The following is a 24,583-nucleotide window of genomic DNA, read 5'->3' as shown; positions in this document are numbered from 1 at the left end:
GCGGGGTCATCTGGGGGAGGGCATACGCCCGAATCGAACGCAACGGCCTTATTCCTGATCCGGCGTCATTCCCGATCCGGGGTCAGCACGGTTGGCTTGGAGTCCGGCTGCATGTCCGGATAATCCAGGTTGTAGTGCAAACCGCGAGACTCCTTGCGCTCCAGGGCGCAGTTGACGATGAGCTCGGCCACCTGCAACAGGTTGCGCAGCTCCAGCAGGTTGTTGGAGACCCGGAAGTTGGCGTAGTACTCCTGCACCTCCTGCTTGAGCAGATCGATGCGACGCTTGGCCCGGGCCAGGCGCTTGTTGGTGCGCACTATGCCCACGTAGTCCCACATCATCAGCCGCAGCTCGTGCCAGTTGTGCTGGATCACCACCTGCTCGTCCGAGTCATCCACCTGGCTCTCGTCCCAGGCCGGCAGGCTGGGGGGCGCCACGCTGGTGGGCAGCTTGGCCAGGATGTCGGCTCCCGCCTGGTGGGCATAGACCACGCATTCGAGCAGGGAGTTGGAGGCCATGCGATTGGCGCCGTGCAACCCGGTATAGGTCACCTCGCCGATGGCATAGAGGCCGGGGATGTCGGTCTGGCCGTTGTTGTCGATCATCACGCCGCCACAGGTGTAGTGGGCCGCCGGGACGATGGGCATCGCCTCCCTGGTGATGTCGATACCGACCGCGAGGCAGCGCTCATAAATGGTCGGGAAGTGCTTGATGATGAAATCCGCCGGCTTGTGGCTGATATCCAGATACATGCAATCCGCCCCGAGGCGCTTCATCTCGTGGTCGATGGCGCGGGCGACGATGTCCCGCGGGGCCAGCTCGGCCCGCTCGTCAAACTCCGGCATGAAGCGGCTGCCGTCGGGACGGCGCAGGTAGGCCCCTTCGCCGCGCAGGGCTTCGGTCAGCAGGAAGTTGGGGTCGTCCGGGTGGAACAGGCTGGTGGGGTGGAACTGGTTGAACTCCAGGTTCGCCACCCGGCAGCCGGCGCGCCACGCCATGGCAATGCCATCGCCGGAGCTTACATCGGGGTTGGAGGTGTACTGGTACACCTTGGAGGCACCGCCGGTGGCCAGCGCCACGAAGCGGGCGCGGATCACCTCGACCTGCTCGGCGTTGCGATTCCAGACATAGGCTCCCAGTACCTTGTTGCCCGGCAGACCCAGCTTGCGGGTGGTGATGAGATCGACCGCGTTGAAGCGCTCCATCAGCTGGATGTTGGGGTGGGCGCGCACCTGGTCGATCAGAGTGAGCTGCACCGCCTTGCCGGTGGCGTCGGCCGCGTGGAAGATGCGGCGATGGCTGTGGCCCCCTTCCCGGGTCAGGTGATAGTGGGATTCCCCCTCGGCATCCTCTTCCTGATCGAAGGGGACCCCCTGCTGAATGAGCCACTGGATGGAGTCGCGGGCGTTGCGGGCGGTGAACTCCACCACCGCCGGGTCGCACAACCCGGCGCCGGCGTTGAGCGTGTCGCTCACGTGGGATTCGATGCTGTCGGTCTCGTCGAACACGGCAGCGATGCCTCCTTGCGCATAGAGAGTGGCCCCCTCACTGATGGGCCCCTTGCTCAGAACCAGGACTTTGGCCTGGTCTGCCAATCGCAACGCGAGGGACAGACCGGCGGCACCGCTGCCAATGATGAGTACGTCGCAAAGGTATTCAACACTTGCTTTCATAAGTATCATTGGCCTGGATTAAGAACTGGCCCCATGGTAGCCCAAGGGGGGTTGTGATGCAGCCCGCATCACATTTTTTTCAATGCAAGCGAACTTTCCCTGATTCCTCCTGTCTGAACTTGTGCGCTTAGAAGGGGCCGGAAAAGAAAAACGATAACCTGATGGGGGTTTTACGGCTCTGATGAGCGACCAGAATCTACTGGACGAACAGCTGGTTGAACGGGTCCAGCGTGGCGATAAAAATGCATTCAACCTGTTGGTACGCAAGTACCAGCACAAGGTGGTCAACCTGGTGGCCAGGTATGTCAACAATCCGGGCGATGTACCGGATGTGGCGCAGGAGGCATTCATCAAGGCCTACCGTGCGTTGCCGACATTCCGTGGCGAGAGCGCGTTTTACACCTGGTTGTACCGGATTGCCGTCAACACGGCCAAAAACTACCTGACGTCACAGGGGCGTAGACCGCCCAGCAGTGATGTCGAAGCGGACGAGGCTGAATATTATGGTGGTGGTGAAGCCCTGCAAGAGGTGGCCACCCCGGAAAACCTGGTGCTGACCGACGAGATCAAGCGTACGGTGTTTACCGCCATAGAAGCCTTGCCAGAAGATTTGAGAACGGCGATCACCCTTCGTGAAATGGAAGGGCTGAGCTACGAGGAGATTGCGGAGATCATGGATTGTCCGGTGGGTACGGTGAGATCCCGCATCTTCCGGGCGAGGGAAGCAATCGATAAAAAGCTGCAACCTCTGATCGAGCATTAACTGGGGAAAGACAGGCAAACTTATGGCAAATAAAGAGCAACTTTCAGCCCTGATGGATGGCGACCTCAGCGAAATCGAGGTACTGAACGAGCTGGGAACGGATCCCGCTCTGCAGGATACCTGGTCGCGTTACCATCTGATCGGTGATGCCATGCGGGGTGACCTGCCGGTCAATCTGCAACTGGATCTCAGCGACAGCATCATGCTGGCGCTGGAGGATGAACCCGCCATACTGGCGCCCAAGCCGGCACAGCCTGCTGCGCCCCAGGTGCAGCCCGCCGGCAAGGTGATCCCCTTCGTTCGCCGCTTTGGCCAGCAAGTGGGGCAGTATGCCATTGCCGCCTCCGTGGCTGCCGCCGTCATCTTCGGCGTGCAGCAGTACCAGGGCAAGGATGGTGTGCCGACCAGCCCGGTGCTCAATACCATACCCGTGGGTGGCAGTGCTGCGCCGGTGAGCGTGCACTATCCCCAGGATGGCAGCCGGACCGGTGTGCGTCAGCAAGGTCTGAGCGAGCAGCAGATGCAGGAGCAGCGCGAGCGCATCAATGCCTTCCTGCGCGACCATCAACTGCAACAGCGTCTGCTGCAAGACAAGCAGATTCAGGAATAACGCATTTTTAGGGATCAGATCGTGCGCCAGTCCAGCCGTATCCTGCTGGCCTCTCTCCTGTTGATTTGTGCCAAGGCCTCGGCCGACGATCTGTCGGCCGAGGCCTTGTTGCAGCAGATGCAGAGTGCCGTTTCGCAACAAAACTTCGAATTGTCCATGGTCAAGGCCCGCCAGGGGCGCCTCGAGCCTATCCGTTTCAGCCACGGGATCATCGATGGCAAGGAGGTGGCTCACTTGAGCTATCTCGACGGCAAGGCCGTGGAGTTCCTGCAACGCCAGAACGAATACACCTTCTTCGAAAACACCCATGAACCCTACACCCTCAAGGGGGCGCGTTTCCCCGGGGTCTGGTCGAGCCTGGTGAGGATGCCGCTGCCCCGGGTGATGGAGAGTTATGACCCCGTGCTGGCGGGCCGCAGCCGGGTGGCCGGCCTGGTGGCACAAGTGGTACGGCTGGTGCCCAAGGAGGCGGACAAGTACGGCTTCGTGCTCTGGATTGACGAACAGAGCCATCTGCTGCTGCGGGTGGACATGGTGGATCGGGAAGGAAATCTGGTGGAGCAGGTGCTGGGGGTGGATCTGGACAGGCAATCTGCGCCGGCCCCCTGGCTGGTCACCCTGGCACGCAGCAAGCTGCCGGATGCGCTGGCGCTGGAAGATGCCTATCCCGCTCCCCAGCAGACCCTTAACTGGCACCTGACCTGGTTGCCCGATGGCTTCAAGGTGCTCTCTCAGGATCGGCATCAGCTGGTCAGCACCAGTCTGCCGGTGGATTACATGATGCTCTCCGACGGGCTGGTGGATCTCTCCGTCTACGTTTCCCGGGTCGATCCCAAGCAGGCGGTGCGCCAGCAGTTGATTCGCCAGGGGGCCACCTCGCTGGTGAGCTTCGTCAACGAGGTCGGGGTAGAGATCACCGTGGTGGGCGAGGTGCCCGCCGAAACCGCCAAGCGTATCGCTGAGGCCGTGCAGCCACTGGCCCGCAACGAGGCGGTGCAGTGAGTCTTTGCCGTGAGACTTGCCCTGAGGGTGCCACCGTGCTGAGATCCGGTGCATCCACCGCCCCCTGTGAGGAGTCATCAGGTGAGTAACATGAGTGAAGAGCTGGCCACAGTAGTGGCCATCGACGGCAATCACGCCTGGGTGGAGTGCGAGCGGCGATCCGCCTGCAGCGGTTGCCACCAACAATCCAGCTGCGGGACCGGCACCGTCGCCAAGGCCTTTCCCATGAAGGCGCAGCGGCTGCGGGTCGCCCTCACCGGCGATGTGGCGGTGGGCCAGCAGATCCGCCTGGGCATCCCTCAGGCCAGCATCCTGCGCGGTGCGGCCCTGGTGTACGTGCTGCCGCTCTTCTGTCTGCTGCTGGGCGCCCTGCTCGGCCAGCTCTGGCTGGTGCCGCTCTTGTCGGCGGGAGAGGGGGTGACCATCCTCTGCTGTCTGCTGGGCGGCGCCATCGGATTTTTACTGGTTCGTTACTTTTCTGACCGGCTCGAGCAGGGGGAATACGGTCCCCGCATGCTCGGGGTGGTGCTCAATACCCGTCATCTCTCTTGAGGGGCCGGGTCTGGCGGAGGGCATCCAGGTGCCCAACGTCCGCCAGACAAGGCGCTATTTGTGGGGCCCGCCGACTAAAGATTGGCCGTCGACCGGGTTATCCAGTAAAATCCTGCCCTCATATCCGACCCTAACTTAATTTTGAGTGATTCTTGCTCGATGAAACACATTCGTAACTTTTCGATTATTGCGCACATCGACCACGGTAAGTCGACCCTGTCGGACCGTTTGATCCAGACTTGCGGCGGCCTGTCCGATCGCGAGATGCAGGCCCAGGTGCTGGACTCCATGGATCTGGAGCGCGAGCGCGGCATTACCATCAAGGCACAGAGTGTGACCCTGAACTACCAGGCACAAGACGGTAACACCTATCAGCTGAACTTTATCGACACCCCGGGCCACGTGGATTTCTCCTACGAGGTTTCTCGCTCCCTGGCTGCCTGTGAAGGGGCACTGCTGGTGGTGGATGCCGGTCAGGGGGTTGAGGCACAGACTCTGGCCAACTGCTACACCGCCATGGAAATGGATTTGGAAGTGGTGCCGGTGCTGAACAAGATCGACCTGCCGGCCGCAGAGCCCGAGCGGGTTGCCGAGGAGATCGAGGACATCGTCGGCATCGATGCGGTGGACGCGGTGCGCTGCTCCGCCAAGACCGGCCTCGGTGTCGATCTGGTGCTGGAAGAGATCGTCGCCAAGATCCCGTCCCCGGAAGGGGATCCGGAGGCGCCGCTGCAGGCGCTGATCATCGACTCCTGGTTCGACTCCTACCTCGGGGTCGTGTCGCTCGTGCGGATCAAGAACGGTTCCCTGAAAAAGAACGACAAGATCAAGGTGATGAGCACCGGTCAGGTATGGGGTGTGGATCGCATCGGTATCTTCACGCCGAAGCAGGTGGACACCGACGGCCTGGGTTGTGGCGAGGTAGGTTGGGTCGTCTGCGGCATCAAGGACATCCACGGTGCGCCGGTGGGGGATACCCTGACCCTGGCCAAGCACGGTGCCGAGAAGGCGCTGGCCGGCTTCAAGAAGGTGAAGCCCCAGGTCTATGCGGGCCTGTTCCCCATCTCCAGCGATGACTACGAGTCCTTCCGCGATGCGCTGGAGAAGCTCTCCCTCAACGATGCCTCCCTGTTCTACGAACCGGAGAGCTCCACGGCGCTGGGCTTCGGCTTCCGCTGCGGCTTCCTCGGGATGCTGCACATGGAGATCATCCAGGAGCGTCTGGAGCGTGAATACGATCTGGATCTCATCACCACCGCGCCGACCGTGGTCTACGAGATCGAGCTGAACGATGGCTCCACCATCCACATCGACAGCCCGGCCCAGATGCCCGCCATCAACAACATCAAGGAGATGCGCGAGCCCATCGCCGAGTGTCACATCCTGCTGCCGCAGGAGTACATGGGCAACGTCATCACCCTCTGCATCGAGAAGCGCGGTGTACAGACCAACATGGTCTACCACGGCAAGCAGGTGGCGCTGACCTACGAGATCCCGATGGCGGAAGTGGTGCTCGACTTCTTCGACCGTCTGAAGTCCACCAGTCGCGGCTACGCCTCCCTGGACTATGGCTTCAAGCGTTTCGAAACCTCCGACATGGTCCGTCTGGACATCATGATCAACGGCGAGCGGGTCGACGCCCTGGCCATCATCACCCACAAGGAGAACGCCCAGTATCGCGGTCGCCAGGTGGTGGAGAAGATGCGCGAGCTGATCCCGCGCCAGATGTTCGACATCGCCATTCAGGCCGCCATCGGCAACCAGATCATCGCCCGCAGCACCGTCAAGGCATTGCGTAAAGACGTCACCGCCAAGTGCTACGGTGGTGACGTGAGCCGGAAGAAGAAGCTGTTGAACAAGCAGAAAGAAGGCAAGAAGCGGATGAAGTCCCTGGGTCGTGTGGACGTGCCGCAAGAGGCCTTCCTCGCTATTCTCCACGTCGGAAAGGATTAATCGATGGCAAGCACCTTTTCCCTGATCCTCGTCGTCGTCACCCTGCTGACCGGCATCATCTGGACGCTCGACAAGCTGGTCTGGGCCAAGCAGCGGGCAGCCAAGATTGCCGCCGCCCGTGCCAATGCCGGTCCGGATGTGGACGAGAAGACACTGGCCAAGGTGGCCCCCATGCCGGTCTGGATCGAACAGACCGGCGGGGTTTTCCCGGTGATCGCGCTGGTGCTGATCCTGCGCTCCTTCATCTTCGAGCCGTTCCAGATCCCGTCCGGCTCCATGATGCCGACCCTGCTGGTGGGCGACTTCATCCTGGTGGAGAAGTTTGCCTACGGCCTCAAGGACCCGGTGACCAACACCAAGTTCCTCGAGACCGGTGAGCCGAAGCGCGGTGATGTGGTGGTCTTCAAGTATCCGCTGGATACCCGGGTGGACTACATCAAGCGGGTGGTCGGCATGCCCGGCGATCGGGTCATCTATCGCAACAAGGAGCTGATGATCCGGCCCAAGTGCGATGAGCAGGAAGGGAAAACGTGCCCCGGCTTCCAGAAGCTGGACGTCAAGTTCGAGCAGCGCGGCGAGTTCAGCCAGATGGGGATCCCGCTGGATCGCTACACCGAACAGCTGGGCGATGTCTCCCACGAGACCTTGCGCAACCCGCTGATGCCGGACCTGGTGGACCGCTACTATCGCCAGCCCGGCACCTACCCCGACGAGTGGGTAGTGCCGGAAGGCCACTATTTCGTGATGGGTGACAACCGCGACAACAGCACCGACAGCCGTTTCTGGGGCTTCGTGCCCGAGCAGAACCTGGTGGGCAAGGCGGTCGCCATCTGGATCAGTTTCGAATTCGAGCGCGAGGAAGGGTCCAGCTTGCCGAGCTGGGTGCCGACCGGTGTGCGCTTCAACCGCATTGGCGGAATCAAGTAAATGAATATCAAGATGAACAGACTGCAGTCCCGTCTCGGGCATGTCTTTCAGGATCCTGAGCTGCTGACCCGGGCACTGACCCATCGCAGCGCAGGGTCCCGTCACAACGAGCGCCTGGAATTTCTGGGGGACTCCATCCTGAGTCTGGTGATTGCCGATGACCTCTTCCACCGCTTCCCGCAGGCGGCGGAAGGGGATCTCAGCCGGATGCGCGCCACCCTGGTGCGCGAGAAGACGCTGGCCGAGCTGGGCCGGGAGTTCGACCTCGGGGATCACCTGATCCTGGGGCCGGGGGAGCTGAAAAGCGGCGGCTTTCGCCGCGAGTCCATCCTGGCCGACACCGTCGAGGCGGTGATCGGCGCCATCTATCTGGACACGGATCTGGAGCGGGTGCGAAGCCTCCTGCTCGGCTGGTATGCCAGCCGCCTTGGCGAGATCAAGCCCGGAATCGAACAGAAGGATCCCAAGACCCGTCTGCAAGAGATCCTGCAGGGCAGCCGCAAATCCCTGCCGACCTACACGGTGACCAACGTCAAGGGCGAGGCCCACAACCAGGAGTTCACCGTCCAGTGCGAAGTGGATGGGCTGGATGGCCCCCTGGTCGGGATCGGCTCCAGCCGCCGCAAGGCCGAACAGGCCGCGGCGCAGCAAGCACTGGAACGGCTGTCATGAGCACCATGACGGATCCGGCACTGTGCGCTCTTTTCACTCCATCAGCATTGGGAACGCGGTCATGACAGATACCACCTATTGCGGCTTTGTCGCCATCGTGGGCCGCCCCAACGTGGGCAAGTCCACCCTGCTCAACAAGTTGCTCGGCCAGAAGGTCAGCATCACCTCGAAGAAGCCCCAGACTACCCGTCACCGGATCCTGGGGATCGACACCGAGGAGAACCATCAGACCATCTATGTGGATACCCCGGGTCTGCACATCGAGGAGAAGCGGGCCATCAACCGTCTGATGAACCGCGCCGCCACCAGTTCCCTGGGGGACGTGGCCATGGTGGTGTTCGTGGTGGACGGCACCCACTGGACCAAGGATGACGAGATGGTGCTGGGCAAGCTGCGCCACCTCAAGTGCCCCGTGGTGCTGGCGGTCAACAAGATCGACAACGTCAAGGAAAAAGAGGATCTGCTGCCGCACCTCGAGTGGCTGGGTCAGCAGATGAACTTTGCCCACATCCTGCCCATCAGCGCCGAGAAGGGCACCAACGTGGAGAAGATCCGCGAGTGGGCCAAGGATCTGCTGCCGGAGAACGTCCACTTCTTCCCGGAAGATTACGTGACCGACCGCTCTTCCCGCTTCATGGCCTCCGAGATCATCCGCGAGAAGCTGATGCGCTTCACCGGCGAGGAGCTGCCCTATTCGGTGACGGTGGAGATCGAGCGCTTCAAGGTCGAGGAAAACGGTCTCTACCACATCCACGGGCTCATCCTGGTGGAGCGCGAAGGCCAGAAGAAAATGGTCATCGGCAACAAGGGCGAGAAGATCAAGACCATCGGCACAGAGGCGCGCATCGACATGGAACGGCTGTTCCAGAACAAGGTGCATCTCGAGCTGTGGGTCAAGGTCAAGTCCGGCTGGGCCGACGACGAGCGGGCCCTGCGCAGCCTCGGGTATGGCGACGACTGATTGCTGACCCCGGCTTTCGTCATCCACAGTCGGCCCTATCGGGAGACCAGCCAGCTGGTCGAGGTCTTCACCCAGGATAGCGGTCGATTCACCCTGGTGGCTCGCGGTTCCCGCGGGCCACGCTCCTCTCTGAAGGGGCTGCTTCAGCCCTTCACCCTGCTCACCATTGCCTGGCGCGGCAAGGGGGATCTCAAGAACCTCACCCAGGTGGAGTGCCCGGATCACTCGTTGCGCCTCGGGGGGGATCGTCTCTTCTACGGCCTCTATCTCAACGAGCTGGTCTACTACCTGCTGGAAGCGCACACCCCCTTCCCCGAGGTGTTCGACGCCTATGCCCGTGCCATCATGGCCCTGGCGGACGGCGAGACCCCGGAGCTGCCCCTGCGCCGCTTCGAGTTCCTGCTGCTGCAGGCCCTGGGCTACGCGGTGGACTTCGAATATGCCGCGGACGACGACTCCCCCATCGACCCCACCCTGCTCTACGGCTTCGAGCGGGAGCTCGGCTTTGTCGCTTGCGAGCGGGCGCCGGATCCCCGTACCCTGTTCCTCGGCGCCCACCTGCTGGCCTTCGCCGAGGGGCGTTTCGACACGCCTCCCTTGCTGCAGGCGGCCAAGCGTTTCAGCCGGCTGGCGCTGCAGCCCTATCTCGGCAAGCGTCAACTGAAGAGCAGGGAGCTCTTTTTGAAGCGAAAAGGCAGTGTTTCAAGCTGATTTTTATTATCTGGTGATGTTTTGTGTTTATGACATCGCCTTTCATGAACAATAATGCTGTCGCCGTGGCCAGAACCGGCCTGCGGCGGCACATGGACAGAGGAGCGGGCACCACCCGCTCCGGCATTCACAGATGACCTGTATCAAGGAGTAAGCAATGAGCGAGATCTACCTGGGTGTGAACATCGACCATATCGCGACCCTGCGCAACGCCCGCGGCACCCAGTATCCGGATCCGGTACAGGCCGCCTTCGTGGCCGAGCAGGCCGGTGCCGATGGCATCACGGTCCACTTGCGGGAAGATCGCCGCCACATCACCGACCGGGACGTGGAGATCCTGCGCCAGACCATCCAGACCAGGATGAACCTGGAGATGGCGGTGACCGAGGAGATGATCGGCATCGCCTGCCGCATCAAGCCCCACTTCGTCTGCCTGGTGCCGGAGAAGCGCACCGAGGTGACCACCGAGGGTGGTCTGGACGTGGCGGGCCAGCTGGACAAGGTGACCGATGCGGTGACCCGCCTGGCCGCCGTGGGCTCCCAGGTGTCGCTCTTCATCGATGCGGATCCTTTGCAGATCGATGCGGCCGCCGCGAGCGGTGCTCCCTTCATCGAGATCCACACCGGCCGCTACGCCGATGCCACCACGGATGCCGAGCGCAACGCCGAGTTCAAGCGCATCGCCGCCGGTGCATCCTACGCCGCAGGCAAGGGCTTGAAGGTCAATGCGGGTCACGGCCTGCACTACCACAACGTCAAGGCTATCGCCGCCATCCCCGAGCTCTATGAGCTCAACATCGGTCACGCCATCATCGGTCGCGCCGCCTTCGACGGTCTGGCCAAGGCGGTCAGCGACATGCGTGCTCTGATGCAGGAAGCCCGTCAGGGGATCTGATGCCGCTTCGCAGGTATGAAAACCACAAGGGACGCTTCGGCGTCCCTTGTGGTTTTCAGGAGTGGAAGGCGGGGTGAACCCCGTGCTCATCTGGCATGGGGCCGGGCATCCGTGTGCAGAGGGCGAAAGGGAAGGGGCGCCTCAGCCTGGCTCCGGGAAGTAGCGCTCCAGCAGGGTGGTGAGGATGGCCTGGCACTCGGCATCCGGCTCGCCGGTGACCAGGGCGGGGCGAAAGTGAAGCTGGAAGGCGCGCAGGACGGCGCGGCTCTGCTCATCCCAGGCGCCGTGCTGGGGTAGGCCGTAGCCGTAACGGGCAAGCTGCTGCTGCCATTGCAGCGCATCCCAGGGGATGAGCTGCGTCTGGCGCAGCTCGGCCACCCGGGCCTCGTCGGGCCAGGCGCCGACACCGTAGCGCAGGGCGAGCTCGCGCCAGGGGAACCGGGGGCCGGGATCCTGCTTGCGCTCGGGGGCGACATCGCTGTGGGCCAGCACCTGGGTGGGGGGGATCTGGTAGCGCTCGACCAGATCCCGGGCGAGGGCGCCGAGGGCGGCGATCTGGGCAGGGGGATAGGGTTGCCAGTGTCTCAGATGGGCGGGCAGGGCCGCGTCTTTCTCGTCATACCCGAGATTCACTATCTCGATGCCGAGCGAACTGGCGTTGAGCCCGGCGTAGTGATGCCAGCGACTGCGTCCGGCGTGCCAGGCCCGCTGGCTGTCGGGCACCAGCTGGTAGACCGGGAACGGTTGCTCGTCGGTGTCGCGGGGGATCAGGTAGTGGGCGCTCACCTTGTGCTCCGGCTCGGTCAGCAGGAGCAGGGAGCGGGCATCCTCTTCATCCGTGTAGTGCAGGATGAGAAAGGCGATGCGCTCGTTCTGGCTGGCGCTCTGATGCTCCTGATTGAGACGATAGGGCGCAGGCTGGCAGGCGCCGAGCAGCAGGATGAGGGGCAGTGACCAGCGCCAGCGCGCCGCGAACCGGCACGCGCCGCCGCTCGCCGGGCGTGGAGCCAGCAGGCGGCGCCAGCCCATGGTCTAGCCTCGCACCTGGCCGAAGGCGGTCATCAGGGCCCGGGCCTGTATTTGGCGGTGAGGCCAATCAGGAAGTTGCGCAGGATCTGATCCCCGCAATCCTGATAGTGCTTGTGATCCCTGGCACGGAACAGGGCGCTCAGCTCGGACTTGGAGAGGTTGAAGTTCGCGAGCTTGAGGGTGCCCAGCATCTCCTCTTCCTTGTAGTTGAGGCCGATGCGCAGCTTGCGCAGGATCAGGTTGTTGTTGATCCGGTTCGGGATCACCTGGGGCGGGGCATCTTCCCGCACACCGCGGCGCAGGGCGATGAAGCCGTCGAGGAACTGGCTCAGTGCCGAGTCCGGGCAGGCGGCGAAGCCCGCTTCCTGTGCCTCACCCTCTTCGGCCTCTTTCATCAGCCAGCCGTGCAACTGGGCATGGGTGATGGCCAGATTGCCCTTGGCAAAGATCTCGACCATCTGGTCGTTGCTGATGCTGAGGGCATAGCGCAGGCGGCGCAGAATATCGTTGTTGGTCATGTTGACTCCTGTGGAAACGGCGCAGATGTTACCACCTGCCGCCTGTCCAGTCAGAAAAAGCGCCTCAGTCGGTCAGGGCCAGGTAGCGGGGGGCCTCCTGCCTCACCTGCTCCAGGGCATCCTGCAGCTCCAGCAATTCGGGTTCCAGATCGCTCACGGCGACCCCGTCGCGCAGCTGCTGCTCGAGCTGGGAGAGCAGGCGTTGCAGACCCGGCACCCCGGAGTAGGCGCAGCCACCGTTGAGGCGGTGGAGCTGGGCCAGCACGTCTGCATCCTCGGCACTCCCTTCCAGCGCCGCCGCCAGGATGGGCTCCACCTCGTCGAAGCTGGCCAGCAGCATGGTCAGCATCTCCCGGGCGAGGGCTGGCTTGCCGGCGGCCTGACGCACGGCGAGGGGCCAGTCTATCTGCTGATCCCCGTGATTCTGGTGCCGCCGGTGGGCGAAGTCGGTGATGAGCTGCGCCAGCATCCCCTCGTCGATGGGTTTGGCCAGGTAGTCGTCCATGCCCTGGCGAATGAGGCGCTCCCGCTCACCGGGAATGGCATGGGCGGTGACCGCGACGATGGGGGTCTCGGTGTTGAGGGAGTGGTGGCGGATCGCCTGGGTGGCGCTGATGCCGTCCATGACGGGCATCTGGATATCCATGAAGATGATGTCGAACGGCTGGCTCTGGGCCAGGTTGACCGCCTCCTTGCCGTTCTTGCACACCACCACCTCGGTCACCATCTCCTTGAGCATGGCGGCGATGAGCTTGAGGTTGGCGGCGTTGTCATCCACCGCCAGCACCTTGACAGCCTGCACGCTGCGCGGCGTCGGCGCGGGCAGGGGGGCACGGCGTACCGCCTCGGGGGAGAGCAGGGCGTGCAGCAACTTGCGATGGTTGATGGGCTTGGAGAGGCAGTGGACGGCGCCGTGGGCCAGCATGGCGTCGTAGAGGGCCGGCTCGTGGCTGCTGAGCAGCACTATGGTGTTCTGCTGGCCGTCCAGTCCGTCGAGACGGGCAATCACCTGCTGTGGGCTGTGCAGGGTGCTGCTGCCGATGAGCACCATGTCCTGGCTGCTCATCGGGGGCCACTCCTCGTCCACCGTCAGGGAGTGCACATCCAGGTGCCACTCTCCCAGCAGGGCGAGCAGGGAGGCGTGAGTGAAGGGATCCGGCTCCAGCAGCCAGACCCGCTTGCCCTGGATGCGATCCAGCGGAAGCCGCTCGCTCTGGGGCAGGGGCGAGACATCCAGATCCAGGTGGAACGAGAAGACCGACCCCTTGCCGAGTTCGGATTCGAAGCGGATCTGGCCCCCCATCTGCTGCACCAGCTTCTGGGTGATGACGAGCCCGAGCCCGGTGCCCCCATAGCGGCGGGAGATGGAGGAGTCTGCCTGGTTGAAGGCCTGGAACAACTGGCGCTGCTGCTCTTCCGAGATGCCGATGCCGGTATCGCGAATCAGCACCCGCAGGCGCACCTTGTTGCCGTTCGATTCCCCGGTCTGCTCGACACGCACGTCCACGTTGCCGCGCTCGGTGAACTTGATGGCGTTGCCGGTGAGGTTGGTGAGCACCTGCTGCAGGCGCATGGGGTCGCCGGTGAGGTAGTCCGGCACGGCGGCATCCACCTGGAGGGAGAGTTCGAGCTGCTTGTCGTGGGCGCTCGGCCCCAGCAGGTGCATGGTCTCGTTGAGGGTGTCCCGCAGGCTGAAGGGGATGTGCTCGAGCTGCAGCTTGCCCGCCTCCAGCTTGGAGAAGTCGAGGATGTCGTTGATGATCCCAAGGAGGTTGCGCGCCGACTTCTCGATGGTCTGCATGTAGTCGGTCTGGCTCGGGGTCAGGCTGGTCTTGAGCAGCTGGCGGGTGAAGCCGATGACCCCGTTGAGCGGGGTGCGCAGCTCGTGGGACATGTTGGCGAGGAACTCGGACTTGACCCTGGCCGCCTCCTGGGCGCGCTTCTTCGCCATGTCGAGCTCGACGTTCTGGATCTCGATCTGCTCGAGGGTCTCCCGCAGATCCGACGTCGCCTGATCGATGTTCTGCTGCATCTCCTCGTGATATTCGGAGAGCGCCTTGGCCATGGCGTTGATGCCGTTCTTGAGCATGTCCAGCTCGCCGGTGAGCTGGCCGCTGACCCGGGTATCGAGTCGCCCCTCCCTGATCCGGTGCACCGCCTGCACCATGTCGGTGATGGGCTGGGTCACGCTCTTGACCAGACGGAAGCCGAACAGGGCGCTGATGGCCAGCCCGATGAGCACGATGATGACCGCGAAGAAGGCGTCGCGGTACTGCAGGACGATGGCCCTGTCCGTGGCGAGTTGCATGGAGATGTAGCCGATGACCGGCGGCTCCAGGTCGCTTGGCAGCGGGAAGCCGTCCAGGCTGGTCTCTGCCTGGATGGGGGTGCGCAGTATGATGTCATCGCCGTTGACGGAGACGCTGGTCAGGGCCGGGATGACGCTGCCGTCCGGCAGACGAAGCTGGCTGAAGTCCCTGTGGTAGTTGGACGTCACGAACAGCTGGTTCTCCTGGGTGAAGACGGCGATGGACTTGATGAAGGGCGAGTTCTTGCGATGGGTGAGCCCGATCAGCCGCTTGAGGGATTCGCGGCTGTGCTGTGTCATGCCGTATTCGCTGGCGATGGCCAGGGGCTCGATGATGTTGATGCCCTGATCGATGAGGTTGTTTTCCAGCTGCTGATAGCGGTGGAAAGTGAAATAGCCGGCGATGAGGCCGCCGATGATGAGGGTCGGCAAGATGGTGAAGGCCAGCACCCGGGCCCTGAGACCGTACTTGGTCATGCCGCCGACCCGCCTTTCGCAAGAGAAGCCATGACCCGGGGCGCATGCAGGCACCGGGGTCGGGCAGGCAATACAGTCAATGTCGCTGTACGGGGTCTCAGGCCGTATCCGGTCATATCAATGGGCCACTTTTGGTCAGAATGGACGATGGGGCGGATGCCGCGGCTGGGGCCCTCAGGCCGTATTTGGTCATACGATTATTCTTGTGGGACAATGGTCTGCCGCAGATTCCACAATCATGACATAGCCACCTATAGGCACCAAGTTTTATGGCCCAGTTTTTCAAGCCCCAAAAGAAATCCACCCAGCCCCAACGTATTGAATTTACGGTAGACAGTCTGGATCACCACTGTGTCGGCATCGGCCGTCATCAGGGCAAGGCCATCTTCGTCGAAGGGGCGCTGCCCGGCGAGGCCATCAAGGCCCGCATCATCGACGACAAGAAGCACTATGCCCACGCCGCCCTGCAACAGGTGGTGACCCCGGCGGCCAACCGGGTCGCCCCCTTCTGCGACCACTATCGCGAGTGTGGCGGTTGCAGTGCCCAGCACCTGGGAGAGAGAGAGCAGCTGGCGGCCAAGGAGGCTGGACTGGTCAGCCTGTTCGAGCGCCTTGGCAACATCCAGGCGCCTACGCTGGCACCTGCGCTGACGGGGGAGTCCCGCGCCTACCGCCGGGTCTGCCGTCTGGCCATCAAGTTTGACAAGAACGGTCGCTGCACCCGGGTGGGCTTTCGTCGTCGCCAGTCGAACGATCTGGTAGAGATTGCCGGTTGTCCTGTGCTGGCCGAGCCCCTCTCCGCCCTTATCGCCCCTCTGCGCGAATGCCTCAACCGGCTGAAGAGCCAGCGCGAACTGGGCCATGCGGAACTCATTCAGGGGGAGCAGGGCATTCTGATGCTGCTGCGCCACACCGGTCGCCCCACCGAGGCGGATCGGGCGCACTTGACCGAGTTTGCCACCGCCCAGGGGATAGACCTCTATCTGCAGGCGGCGGACGAGCAGATCGAACCTCTGCGTCAACAGTCTCAGCCAAGTTACACGCTGGATGGCCTGTCTCTTGCATTCGCTCCCGGCGACTTCATCCAGGTCAACGGGCCCGTCAACCAGCGCATGGTGGAGCAGGCATTGAGCTGGCTCGACGCAGGCAAGGATGACAAGGTGCTGGACCTCTTCTGCGGCATCGGCAACTTCACCCTGCCGCTGGCCCGTCAGGCCCGCGAAGTGGTGGGGGTGGAAGGGGAGCTCGCCATGGTGACGCGTGCACAGGAGAATGCCCGCCGCAACGGCATCGACAACGCCCGCTTCTACAAGGCGGACTTGAGCGGTGACATCGTGGGCATGTCCTGGGCCCGGGAAGGATTCGATCTGGTACTGCTGGATCCGGCCAGACCCGGGGCGCTGGAGGTGATGAGCCACGTGGCGGCACTTTCCCCCAAACGGGTGGTCTATGTTTCCTGTAACCCGGTCACCCTGGCCCGTGACAGTCAGGTGCTGGTGCAGGGGGGCTACAAGCTGACCCGTCTGGGGATGCTGGACATGTTCCCCCACACCGGTCATCTGGAGTCCATGGCGCTGTTCGAACGGGGCTGAGTCGAGGCGACCGCATTATTCTGGATGAATCAAGATGCGGTCGTGATGATTTTCGATGTGCATGATGCTGCCAGAGTGAGGTAAAACAGGTGTTTTTCGCTGCCTTCAACGGGCAGGGCAGAATGCGGTTATCTTGGTTTTCCAGCGGCGGCAGCGCTGTTTGAGCGGGAGTGATTAGGGTAATCTAGGTCGTCGATAGTGGATCGGATGCGGGGAAGAGCCCTGTCACCTTGCGCGGTGACATGCCTTGAAAACTCTTTCATGCATCCCCATTTGAGGCAGTCATCAGTTGATGAGGGGATGAGGAGAGCATCGGCTTTCGACCCCACACTTTTAAGGATTGATACCATGGTTGCGGTGCGCGATATTCATTTGAAAGACAATTTCACTCTGGATGAGTGGGTCAGTTCCCTTACCCTGAGTGAAAGTGACAAGAATCAGCTGCGAACCGTCTACCAGTATTGCCTGACCCTGGGTGACGAAGCGCTCACCAACCGCCTGCTGGTGCGCGGGGTCGAGATGGTGGGCATCCTGCTGATGCTCAGCATGGATCTCGCCACCCTCAAGGCCGCCATTCTCTATCCCTTCGTCGAAGCCGGTCTCATCAGCCAGGAAAAGGTGAACGAGGACTTCGGCCCCAAGATCGCCAAGCTGGTGGAAGGGGTGCTGGAGATGGAGGCCATCCGCTCCCTGCAAACCCTTCACCGCAGCGAAACCTCGCCGGAGCAGGTGGACAACGTGCGCCGCATGCTGCTCGCCATGGTCGAGGACGTGCGCGCCGTGGTCATCAAGCTGGCGGAGCGCATCGCCTGCCTGCGTGAGGCGAAGAAGGCGGATGAGGAGACCCGGGTGCTGATGGCCCAGGAGATCACCAACATCTATGCCCCCCTTGCGAACCGCCTCGGTATCGGTCAGCTCAAGTGGGAGCTCGAGGATCTCGCCTTCCGATACCTGCACCCGGACACCTACAAGCAGATCGCCAAGCAACTGGACGAAAAACGGCTCGACCGCGAGCGCTACATCCGCGAATTCGTGCAGTCTCTGCGCGATGCCCTGGCCGAGGCTGGTGTCGAGGCCGAGGTCTATGGCCGACCGAAACACATCTACAGCATCTGGCGCAAGATGCAGAAGAAGCACCTCGAATTCAACGAGCTGTTCGATGTGCGCGCGGTGCGGGTGATCACCAAGCGGCTGCAGGATTGCTACGCGGCGCTCGGTATCGTTCACACCCATTTCCACCATATTCCCCGCGAATTTGACGACTATGTCGCCAACCCCAAGCCCAATGGCTACCAGTCCATCCACACCGTGGTGGTGGGGGAGGAGGGCAAGACAGTGGAGATCCAGATCCGTACCGAGCAGATGCATCAGGATGCGGAGCTCGGTGTGGCTGCGCACTGGCGCTACAAGGAAGGGGCCCAGGCCGCTGCCAAGACCAGCACCTTCGAAGACAAGATCGAATGGCTGCGCAAACTCCTCGCCTGGCAGGAGGACCTCTCGGAGAGCGGCTCCTTGCTGGACGATCTGCGCAGTCAGGTGTTCGAGGACAGGGTTTATGTCTTCACTCCCAAGGGCGATGTCATCGACCTGCCGGCAGGGGCGACGCCGCTCGACTTCGCCTATCACGTGCACAGCATGATCGGTCACCGCTGCATCGGCACCAAGATCGACGGTCGCATCGTGCCTTTCACCTATACGCTGCAGACCGGCGACCAGGTGGAGGTGATCACCCAGAAGGAGCCAAACCCGAGCCGCGACTGGATGAACCCGAACGCCGGCTTCCTGCGCTCCAGCCGGGCGCGGGCCAAGGTGGCCACCTGGTTCAGAAAGCTGGACCGGGACAAGAACATCGCCGCCGGCAAGGAGCTGCTGGAGAAAGAGCTGGACAGACACAACCTCACCCTCTCCAAGGTGGACAAGGTAGTGCTGGAGCGCTTCCATGCGGAGGAGCTGGAAGATTTGCTGGCCGGTATCGGCAGCGGCGACATCCGCATCAACCAGCTGCTCAATTATCTGGACACCCGCTACAACAAGCCGACGGCGGAAGAAGAAGATCGCCGTCTGCTGGAGAAGCTGGAGCAGAAGGCCAATGTGCCCTTCCGCCCCAAACCCAAGGATCACATCGTGGTGGAAGGGGTGGGCAACCTGATGACTCACATCGCCCGCTGCTGCCAGCCCATCCCGGGGGACGCCATCCAGGGCTTCATCACCATGGGACGCGGGGTTTCCATCCACCGGGAAGATTGCGAGCAGCTCAAGGAGCTGTCGCGTCGCAACCCGGAGCGCTTGATCGATGCGGTCTGGGGGGAGAACTACTCCGGCGGTTACGGTCTCACCATCCGTATTCTCTCCAACGACAGATCCGGCCTGCTGCGCGACATCACCACCGTGCTCGCCAACGAGAAGATCAACGTGATGGGAGTGCGTTCGCGCTCCAACGTGCGCGAGCAGACCGCCGAAATAGACATGGAGCTGGAGATTTACAACATCAACGCCTTCAACCGGGCGTTGGCCAAGCTCAGTCAGCTCAACGACGTGATCAGCGCCAAGCGGCTGTAATGCTCAACCGACCGGCCCCAGTGGCCGGTCTGCATTTTCTCCCTCCTTGTAGAGCATTGAAGACGGATATCATGCGCCCCATCTCCGTCCGCCATGGCTCCATATCATCTGGAACAGTGGCGTGAGCGGATATTCATGAACCCCATTTACCGAATCGAAAGTGAGTTGCCCATGTCCCAACGCTACGACCTTCCCCAACTGCTCGACATCATGGCCAGATTGCGTGACCCGAACGGGGGCTGCCCCTGGGATCTCAAGCAGAGCTTCCAGACCATAGTGCCGCACACCCTGGAGGAGGCCTACGAGGTGGCGGATGCCATCGAGAGCGAAGATTGGCAAGGGCTGAAGGGGGAGCTCGGTGATCTACTGTTCCAGGTCGTGTTCTATGCCCAGCTCGGCAAGGAGCAGGGATTGTTCGACTTTGCCGACATCGTCGAGACCGTGAGCGAGAAGCTCATTCGACGCCACCCCCATGTCTTCTCCGATGCCGACCTGGGTGACGAGCAGGCGGTAAAAGCGAACTGGGAGGCGGAAAAGGCCAAAGAGCGGGCGGCGCTCGACAAGGAGAGCGTGCTGGACGATATCCCCCTCTCCCTGCCTGCCCTGACCCGGGCCGCCAAGATCCAGAAGCGCTGCGCTACCGTCGGTTTTGACTGGAAAACGCTGGGGCCCGTGGTGGACAAGATCCACGAGGAGATCGACGAGGTGATGGAAGAGGTGTTGATGGCGGATGTGGACGAGGGGCGGGTGAGCGACGAGCTCGGTGATCTCTTGTTCGCCACCGTCAACTTGGTGCGCCATCTGGGCAAGGATCCCGAGCAGGTGCTGAGGGCTGCCAACACCAAGTTTGAGCGTCGTTTTCGTCAGGTTGAACACTTTATTGCCGCAGAAGGTCTGAAAATGACGGATTGCTCCCTGGAGAAGCTGGACGAGGCCTGGAACAAGGCCAAGGAAACCGAGCAAAGTTGATTTGGCGCAAGACGGGGCGGCGGGGAGCCTGATAGATTTTTGTTCATTGTTTGGGAGTGGGGGTTTTGGTATACTGTTTCCCCGTCCTGCTTCATCCCCGAAGCACCCCTTAAAATTCCCTAAACTTCTTTCAGGTTCAGCATGACGACCAAATATATTTTTGTGACTGGTGGCGTTGTTTCATCCCTCGGCAAAGGCATTGCCGCAGCTTCTCTGGCAGCCATTCTGGAAGCCCGTGGTCTGGATGTGACCATCATGAAACTGGACCCGTACATCAACGTGGATCCGGGCACCATGAGCCCGACCCAGCATGGTGAAGTGTTCGTAACCGAGGACGGGGCCGAAACCGATCTGGATTTGGGCCACTACGAGCGTTTCATCCGCACCAAGATGACCCGCCGCAACAACTTCACCACCGGCCGCATCTATGCGGACGTGCTGCGCAAGGAGCGTCGTGGTGACTATCTGGGCGCCACCATCCAGGTGATCCCGCACATCACCAACGCCATCAAGGAGCGGGTGATTGCCGGTGCCGAAGGCCATCAGGTTGCCATCGTCGAAGTGGGCGGTACCGTGGGCGACATCGAGTCCCTGCCGTTCCTTGAAGCCATTCGTCAGCTGGCGGCCATCGTGGGTCGCAACAATGCCATGTTCATGCACCTGACCCTGGTTCCTTACCTGGCCGCCGCCGGCGAGGTGAAGACCAAGCCGACCCAGCACTCCGTGAAGGAGCTGCTCTCCATCGGTATCCAGCCGGATGTGCTGATCTGCCGCTCCGACCGCGCCATTCCGGCCAACGAGCGTGCCAAGATCGCCCTGTTCTGCAACGTGCCCGAGCGCGCCGTCATCTCCATGAAGGATGTCGATTCCATCTACAAGATCCCGGCGCTGCTGAAATCCCAGGGGCTGGACGGCTACATCACCGAGCGCTTCGGCATCGAGTGCAAAGAAGCCGACCTGGCCGAGTGGGAACAGGTCATCTATGAAGAGGCCAACCCGACTGCCGAAGTCACCATCGGCATGGTGGGCAAGTATGTCTCCCTGCCGGATGCCTACAAGTCCGTCAACGAAGCGCTCAAGCACGGTGGCCTGAAGACCCGTCTCTCCGTCAACATCAAGTACATCGACTCCCAGGACATCGAGACCCGTGGCGCCGAGCTGCTGGAAGGTCTGGATGCGATCCTGGTGCCGGGTGGCTTCGGCGAGCGCGGTGTGGAAGGCAAAATCCTGGCCGCCAAATATGCCCGCGAGAACAAGATCCCCTACCTCGGTATCTGCCTGGGCATGCAGGTTGCCTTGATCGAATACGCCCGCAACGTGGCGGGCATGGAAGGGGCTCACTCCTCCGAGTTCAAGAAAGACAGCCCGTACCCCGTGGTCGGTCTCATCACCGAGTGGGTGGATGACGAAGGCAACGTCGAGACCCGGACCGAGAAGTCCGATCTGGGCGGTACTATGCGTCTGGGCTCCCAGCTCTGCCACCTGGTGGAAGACTCCAAGGTGCGTCAGATGTACGGCAGCCCGACCATTTACGAGCGCCACCGTCACCGTTATGAAGTGAACAACAAGCTGCTGCCGCAGATTGAAGCGGCAGGTCTGAAGGTGACCGGTCTCTCCGCCGACAAGAAGCTGGTGGAAATCATCGAGATCCCGGATCACCCCTGGTTCGTGGCCGCGCAGTTCCACCCGGAGTTCACCTCGACTCCCCGTGATGGCCACGCCCTGTTCGCCGGTTTTGTGAAGGCGGCGGGCGAGTATCAGAAGCGTAATTTGAAGTAATTGAAAATAAATGCGGTTGGGGCTCTGTGCCACAGCCGCTTTTTTTGGCATATTTTTGTTGTTTTTTTACGAAACCTGAGGAAATACACATGTCCAAGATCGTTAAAGTGATCGGTCGTGAAATCATCGACTCCCGTGGTAACCCGACCGTTGAGGCCGAAGTTCACCTGGAAGGTGGTTTTGTTGGTATGGCAGCCGCTCCGTCTGGCGCGTCCACCGGTTCCCGCGAAGCGCTGGAACTGCGTGACGGCGACAAGAGCCGTTTCCTGGGTAAAGGCGTGCTGAAAGCCATCGAAGCCGTCAACGGCCCGATCGCTCAGGCTCTGCTGGGTAAAGATGCCAAGGACCAGGCCACTGTCGACCAGATCATGATCGACCTCGACGGTACCGAGAACAAATCCAAGTTCGGCGCCAACGCCATCCTGGCTGTTTCCCTGGCCAACGCCAAAGCTGCCGCTGCTGCCAAAGGCATGCCGCTGTACGCCCACATCGCCGAGCTGAATGGCACCCCGGGTGTCTACTCCATGCCGCTGCCCATGATGAACATCATCAACGGTGGTGAGCACGCCGACAACAACGTCGACATCCAGGAGTTCATGATCCAGCCGGTTGGCGCCAAGACCCTGAAAGAAGCCGTTCGCATGGGCGCAGAAGTGTTCCACAACCTGGCCAAAGTGCTGAAGTCCAAGGGCTACAACACTGCCGTCGGTGACGAAGGTGGTTTCGCTCCGAACCTGAAATCCAACGCCGAAGCGCTGGAAGTGATCGCTGAAGCCGTTGCTGCTGCCGGTTACAAACTGGGCACCGACATCACCCTGGCCATGGACTGCGCTGCGTCCGAGTTCTACGACGCAGAGAAGAAAGAGTACAACCTGAAGGGCGAAGGTCGTATCTTCACCTCCAACGGTTTCTCCGACTTCCTGGCTGACCTGACCACCAAGTTCCCGATCGTCTCCATCGAAGATGGCCTGGACGAATCCGACTGGGAAGGTTTCGCCTACCAGACCGCCGAACTGGGCAAGAAAATCCAGATCGTGGGTGACGACCTGTTCGTAACCAACACCAAGATCCTGAAGCGCGGTATCGACAACGGCATCGCCAACTCCATCCTGATCAAGTTCAACCAGATCGGTTCCCTGACCGAAACTCTGGCTGCCATCAAGATGGCCAAAGACGCTGGCTACACTGCCGTCATCTCCCACCGCTCCGGTGAGACCGAAGACGCGACCATCGCCGACCTGGCTGTGGGTACCGCTGCTGGCCAGATCAAGACCGGTTCCATGAGCCGTTCTGACCGTGTTGCCAAGTACAACCAGCTGATCCGTATCGAAGAAGCCCTGGGTGCCAAGGCTCCGTTCCGTGGTCTGAAAGAAGTGAAGAACCAGGCTTAATTTTCGCCTGCGTTCATGCTTCAAAAAGCCCCGCCACCTGGCGGGGCTTTTTCGTTCTGCGCTTATGGGCGTGTGCGACCTGCATTTTTTATTCCGACCAACCCATCCGGCACACAGGCTTTCTTTTGTCTTGCCTGCGAATATGGGAAACTAGGCCGCTTGAAGGAGACTCAGTGCATGCGGCTACTCACTCTTATCCTGCTCCTCCTGTTGGGAGGGCTGCAATATGACCTCTGGCTGGGGAAAAACGGCCTCTCCGACTATCGGGAACTCTCCACCGCCATTGAGCGGCAGCAACAGGACAACCTGGTACTCAAGGATCGCAACAGTCTGATTTACCGGGAAATCGACGATCTTACCTCTGGCCTTGAGGCCATCGAGGAGTTGTCGCGCAACGATCTTGGCTACATCAAGCAGGGCGAGACCTTCTACCGAATCATTCCCAAAGAAAAGGATCAGGTGACGGAGCCTGATGGTGCCCCCTACGATGACTGATAGCCTGAGCGGCCTGACCGCCATCGTCCCGGCTGCCGGTATTGGCAGTCGCATGGGGGCCAGTTGCCCCAAGCAGTACCTGTCCCTAGCAGGGAAATGCATTCTGGAGCATACCCTGGAGCGTCTGCTCTCCCATCCCGCCATCGCCCGTGTGATCGTGGCGCTGGCGCCCCACGACCGCTGGTTTGAGACCTTGACCGTGGCCACCGATCCGCGGGTGCTGCGAGTGGAAGGGGGAAGCGAGCGCGCCTTCTCCGTGCTCAATGCGTTGCACGTGGCAGAAGGGGAGTGGGCACTGGTGCATGACGCCGCCCGGCCCTGTCTGACCCACGAGGATCTCGATGCGCTCATTGCTGCCGCCATGGCCTCTGGCGGTGCCATCCTCGGCAGCCGGGTGCGCGATACCATGAAGCGCACCGATGCGGCCGGCAATATCCTCGCCACCGTGGATCGCGAGCAGCTCTGGCATGCCCTGACGCCCCAGATGTTTTTGGTCCGCCCCCTCAAGCGGGCGCTGGAGGAGGGGCTGGCGCTCGGCGCTGCCATCACGGATGAAGCCTCCGCCATGGAACGCGCCGGTTTCCCCGTGCGCATGGTGGAAGGGCGGGCCGACAACATCAAGGTGACCCGGCCGGAAGATCTCTCCCTGGCCGGGCTCTATTTACAGCAACAACGTGCGTGCCGGTCGGCACGACCCGATTCATCCCCAGAGGAGCAGGCATGATCCGCACCGGACATGGTTTTGAT

At 61.8% G+C, this 24,583-nt stretch carries 21 protein-coding genes; 17 read left to right on the top strand and 4 right to left on the bottom strand.

The features are described from left to right. Positions 1-65: 65 nt before the first annotated feature. The gene (gene nadB / locus ACB037_RS12010; protein WP_010675646.1) at positions 66-1,673 is read right to left on the bottom strand and encodes an L-aspartate oxidase; all 1,608 of its coding nucleotides are present in this window, start codon (positions 1,671-1,673) and stop codon (positions 66-68) included. Positions 1,674-1,854: 181 nt separating this feature from the next. On the opposite strand from nadB, the gene rpoE reads away from it, so the two are divergent. From rpoE to pdxJ, 10 genes are all read left to right on the top strand, one after another. After that, a complete protein-coding gene (gene rpoE / locus ACB037_RS12005; protein WP_368220555.1) occupies positions 1,855-2,436 on the top strand; it encodes an RNA polymerase sigma factor RpoE in 582 nt (193 codons plus the stop codon). 22 nt (positions 2,437-2,458) lie between these two features. Then, positions 2,459-3,046: a sigma-E factor negative regulatory protein gene (locus ACB037_RS12000; RefSeq protein ID WP_041211670.1), complete on the top strand. Its 588-nt coding sequence runs from the start codon at positions 2,459-2,461 to the stop codon at positions 3,044-3,046. 21 nt (positions 3,047-3,067) lie between these two features. After that, positions 3,068-4,048 carry a MucB/RseB C-terminal domain-containing protein gene (locus ACB037_RS11995; RefSeq protein WP_010675643.1) on the top strand — a complete coding sequence of 327 codons (981 nt, stop codon included), beginning with the start codon at positions 3,068-3,070 and terminating at the stop codon, positions 4,046-4,048. Positions 4,049-4,138: 90 nt separating this feature from the next. Then, positions 4,139-4,600 carry a SoxR reducing system RseC family protein gene (locus tag ACB037_RS11990; RefSeq protein ID WP_039040538.1) on the top strand — a complete coding sequence of 154 codons (462 nt, stop codon included), beginning with the start codon at positions 4,139-4,141 and terminating at the stop codon, positions 4,598-4,600. A gap of 159 nt (positions 4,601-4,759) precedes the next feature. Next, a complete protein-coding gene (gene lepA, locus ACB037_RS11985; RefSeq protein ID WP_010675641.1) occupies positions 4,760-6,553 on the top strand; it encodes a translation elongation factor 4 in 1,794 nt (597 codons plus the stop codon). A gap of 3 nt (positions 6,554-6,556) precedes the next feature. Beyond that, positions 6,557-7,480: a signal peptidase I gene (gene lepB, locus ACB037_RS11980; protein ID WP_010675640.1), complete on the top strand. Its 924-nt coding sequence runs from the start codon at positions 6,557-6,559 to the stop codon at positions 7,478-7,480. Further along, complete coding sequence (rnc, locus tag ACB037_RS11975; protein ID WP_010675639.1) at positions 7,481-8,152, top strand: ribonuclease III; 672 nt, start codon at positions 7,481-7,483, stop codon at positions 8,150-8,152. It begins immediately after the preceding gene. A 61-nt stretch (positions 8,153-8,213) separates the two neighbouring features. Beyond that, positions 8,214-9,113 (top strand): GTPase Era, encoded by a 900-nt coding sequence (gene era, locus ACB037_RS11970; RefSeq protein WP_010675638.1) that lies wholly within the window; start codon positions 8,214-8,216, stop codon positions 9,111-9,113. Beyond that, positions 9,114-9,824, top strand: coding sequence for a DNA repair protein RecO (gene recO / locus ACB037_RS11965; protein ID WP_039040537.1), 711 nt, complete (start codon positions 9,114-9,116; stop codon positions 9,822-9,824). Between the two features lie 157 nt (positions 9,825-9,981). Then, on the top strand, positions 9,982-10,719 hold the full coding sequence (gene pdxJ, locus ACB037_RS11960) for a pyridoxine 5'-phosphate synthase (protein WP_043154814.1): 738 nt from the start codon (positions 9,982-9,984) through the stop codon (positions 10,717-10,719). Positions 10,720-10,860: 141 nt separating this feature from the next. Here the strand turns inward: pdxJ and ACB037_RS11955 are convergent, their stop codons facing one another. The 3 genes from ACB037_RS11955 to barA form a co-directional block, all read right to left on the bottom strand. Beyond that, complete coding sequence (locus ACB037_RS11955; RefSeq protein WP_371175362.1) at positions 10,861-11,748, bottom strand: N-acetylmuramoyl-L-alanine amidase; 888 nt, start codon at positions 11,746-11,748, stop codon at positions 10,861-10,863. Positions 11,749-11,780: 32 nt separating this feature from the next. Continuing rightward, positions 11,781-12,266, bottom strand: coding sequence for a DUF1456 family protein (locus tag ACB037_RS11950; RefSeq protein ID WP_010675634.1), 486 nt, complete (start codon positions 12,264-12,266; stop codon positions 11,781-11,783). Positions 12,267-12,330: 64 nt separating this feature from the next. Further along, on the bottom strand, positions 12,331-15,051 hold the full coding sequence (gene barA, locus ACB037_RS11945) for a two-component sensor histidine kinase BarA (protein ID WP_043154810.1): 2,721 nt from the start codon (positions 15,049-15,051) through the stop codon (positions 12,331-12,333). Between the two features lie 269 nt (positions 15,052-15,320). On the opposite strand from barA, the gene rlmD reads away from it, so the two are divergent. The 7 genes from rlmD (at position 15,321) to ispD (ending at position 24,560) form a co-directional block, all read left to right on the top strand. Continuing rightward, complete coding sequence (gene rlmD / locus ACB037_RS11940) at positions 15,321-16,643, top strand: 23S rRNA (uracil(1939)-C(5))-methyltransferase RlmD (RefSeq protein ID WP_139737290.1); 1,323 nt, start codon at positions 15,321-15,323, stop codon at positions 16,641-16,643. Positions 16,644-16,991: 348 nt separating this feature from the next. Beyond that, a complete protein-coding gene (gene relA, locus ACB037_RS11935; RefSeq protein ID WP_010675631.1) occupies positions 16,992-19,202 on the top strand; it encodes a GTP diphosphokinase in 2,211 nt (736 codons plus the stop codon). A gap of 171 nt (positions 19,203-19,373) precedes the next feature. Further along, on the top strand, positions 19,374-20,171 hold the full coding sequence (gene mazG, locus ACB037_RS11930; RefSeq protein ID WP_139737288.1) for a nucleoside triphosphate pyrophosphohydrolase: 798 nt from the start codon (positions 19,374-19,376) through the stop codon (positions 20,169-20,171). A 141-nt stretch (positions 20,172-20,312) separates the two neighbouring features. After that, positions 20,313-21,950, top strand: a complete 1,638-nt coding sequence (pyrG, locus tag ACB037_RS11925) for a glutamine hydrolyzing CTP synthase (RefSeq protein WP_039041042.1) — start codon at positions 20,313-20,315, stop codon at positions 21,948-21,950. Positions 21,951-22,039: 89 nt separating this feature from the next. Continuing rightward, the gene (eno, locus tag ACB037_RS11920) at positions 22,040-23,341 is read left to right on the top strand and encodes a phosphopyruvate hydratase (RefSeq protein WP_043154803.1); all 1,302 of its coding nucleotides are present in this window, start codon (positions 22,040-22,042) and stop codon (positions 23,339-23,341) included. A gap of 177 nt (positions 23,342-23,518) precedes the next feature. Beyond that, positions 23,519-23,836 (top strand): cell division protein FtsB, encoded by a 318-nt coding sequence (gene ftsB, locus ACB037_RS11915; RefSeq protein WP_010675628.1) that lies wholly within the window; start codon positions 23,519-23,521, stop codon positions 23,834-23,836. Further along, complete coding sequence (gene ispD / locus ACB037_RS11910; RefSeq protein ID WP_048208397.1) at positions 23,829-24,560, top strand: 2-C-methyl-D-erythritol 4-phosphate cytidylyltransferase; 732 nt, start codon at positions 23,829-23,831, stop codon at positions 24,558-24,560. Before ftsB ends, ispD begins: the two co-directional genes overlap by 8 nt. The last annotated feature ends 23 nt before the right edge of the window (positions 24,561-24,583 follow it).

This window comes from Aeromonas sp. S19(2024) (genome assembly GCF_041402625.1).
Classification (GTDB): Bacteria; Pseudomonadota; Gammaproteobacteria; order Enterobacterales; family Aeromonadaceae; genus Aeromonas; species Aeromonas caviae.
The sequence above is the reverse complement of the archived record's forward strand: the minus strand, read 5'-3'. Positions and strand labels throughout refer to the sequence as shown.